The 1937-nt window shown below is 64.4% G+C and carries 3 protein-coding genes; all 3 read left to right on the top strand.

The features are described 5' to 3' along the window. On the top strand, positions 1 to 317 hold a 317-nt coding region (locus EOA27_RS34230; RefSeq protein WP_145970750.1), incomplete at its 5' end, for an FAD-dependent oxidoreductase. A 94-nt stretch (positions 318 to 411) separates the two neighbouring features. Continuing rightward, on the top strand, positions 412 to 1302 hold the full coding sequence (locus EOA27_RS34225; protein WP_126078639.1) for an ABC transporter permease: 891 nt from the start codon (positions 412 to 414) through the stop codon (positions 1300 to 1302). Further along, on the top strand, positions 1299 to 1937 hold a 639-nt coding region (locus tag EOA27_RS34220), incomplete at its 3' end, for an ABC transporter permease (protein WP_145970749.1). The genes EOA27_RS34225 and EOA27_RS34220, both read left to right, overlap by 4 nt.

Below are 1937 nucleotides of genomic sequence, written 5' to 3'. Positions count from 1 at the left end.
CCCGCCTCTATCCGGCGCTTGCCGGCATCGCCATCGAGAAGCGCTGGTTCGGCCGAGTGGCGCTGACGCCGGATCACCTGCCGCATCTGCATGAACCGGAAAAGGGCCTGCTTGCCGTCGTCGGCTGCCAGGGCAGGGGCGTCGGCCTGATGAGCGCGCTCGGCAAGCGCATGGCGAACTACCTCGCCAGCGGCGATGCCAGGCAATTGCCCTTCCCGCTGTCGCCGATCCGGCCGATCCCGTTCCACGCCTTTCGGCAGATCGGCGTTGCCGCGGCAATTGCCTGGTATCGCATGCTCGATGCCTTTGAGCGCTGACGCCGAACGTGTGCAGCGCACAAGCGATTCAGCTTGACAGTTTCATGAATATGAAAAATCATTAGGCGATTTCAGAATTCCGATGGGCAGTTCAATGTCGTCGACCGTCGTTGCAGCACGGCCCTTGCCGGAAAACCGCATCTCGCCGGTCTTCCGCTTCGCCATGCTGCTGCCGGGCGGGCTGGTCACATTCTTCCTGATCCTCTTTGCGCTCGGCCTTGTGGTCTTCCTCGCCTTCAGGGGCAATGACGGCTCGCTGCTTGGGGTCGGCCTAACGGCGGAGAATTTCCTCACCGTCGCCACCGATCCGCTCTACTGGACGGTGACGCTGCGCTCGCTGGTCATTGCCGGCCTGGTCACGCTTGCGACGGTCGTTACCGCCTATCCGGTCGCCTATTACCTCGCCTTCCATGCCGGCCGCCGCCGCAACCTTTTGCTTTTCCTCGTCACCCTGCCGTTCTGGACCAGCTACCTCTTGCGCGTCTTCGCCTGGAAGATCGTGCTCGCCTATAACGGCGTGCTGAATTCCGCCTTCATCGAGACCGGCCTCTGGAAGGAGCCGACGCTGGCTTTCCTCAACACGCCGGCCGCGGTGGTGGTCACGCTCGCCCATGCCTACGCCCCCTTCGCCATCCTGCCGATCTATGTGGCGCTCGACACGATCCCGAAATCGCTGCTCGAAGCCGCCTCCGATCTCGGCGCGCGGCCCTTCACCAGCTTCCGCCGCGTCGTGCTGCCCAATTCCATGCCGGGCGTGCTGGCCGCCGCGCTCGTCGTCTTCGTGCCGACGGTCGGCGACTATGTCACGCCGGCCATGGTCGGCGGTCCAGCCAGCACCATGATCGGCACGCTGATCCAGTCGCAGTTCGGCAAGGCCAATGACTGGCCGTTCGGCGCCGCGCTCTCTGTCTGCGTCATGCTGGTGATCCTGTGCGTGGTGCTCGTCGCGCGCGGCGCCGACCGCAGGTTCGGCAGCCGCACATGAGCGGGCGGGCCGACATCAACGCAGGCGGCGGCTGGCTCGGCCTCTATGTGCTCGGCTATCTCGTCTTCCTCTATTTGCCCGTGCTTTTGATCCCGCTGTTTTCCTTCAACAACTCCATCCAGGCGGCGTTTCCGCTGCAGGGTTTCACGCTTGAATGGTATGAGACGCTCTACGGCAATCCGGCGCTGTCCGGCGCCTTGGGCAACAGCCTGGTCATCGGCGTCATCGCCGCCTGCGGGGCGACGCTCTGCGGCATCACCGTCTCCTATATGGACCTCTACGGCCGCTCCCCACTCGCCGCCACGATCAGCGCCATCGCCCGGCTGCCAATCCTGATCCCTGGCGTCATCGTCGGCATTTCGCTCTTGATTCTGGTCAACCTCATCGGCCTCGGCCCCTCGCGCGTCTCGATCGTGCTGGGCCACATCCTCGTCGCGCTGCCGACAACGGTGGTGGTGATGCGCAGCCGCTTCGCCGCCATCCCGAAGACGATCCGCGAAGCCGCGCTCGATCTCGGCGCTTCCGACTGGACGACGTTCCGGCGTGTCATGCTGCCGCTGAGCGCGCCCGCCGTGCTGTCGGCCTTCATGCTTTCTTTCCTGATTTCCTTCGACGAGTTCATCGTCGTCTTCTTC

Source organism: Mesorhizobium sp. M2A.F.Ca.ET.037.01.1.1, assembly GCF_003998075.1.
Classification (GTDB): domain Bacteria; phylum Pseudomonadota; class Alphaproteobacteria; order Rhizobiales; family Rhizobiaceae; genus Mesorhizobium.
This window is presented reverse-complemented; position numbering and strand designations above follow the sequence as displayed.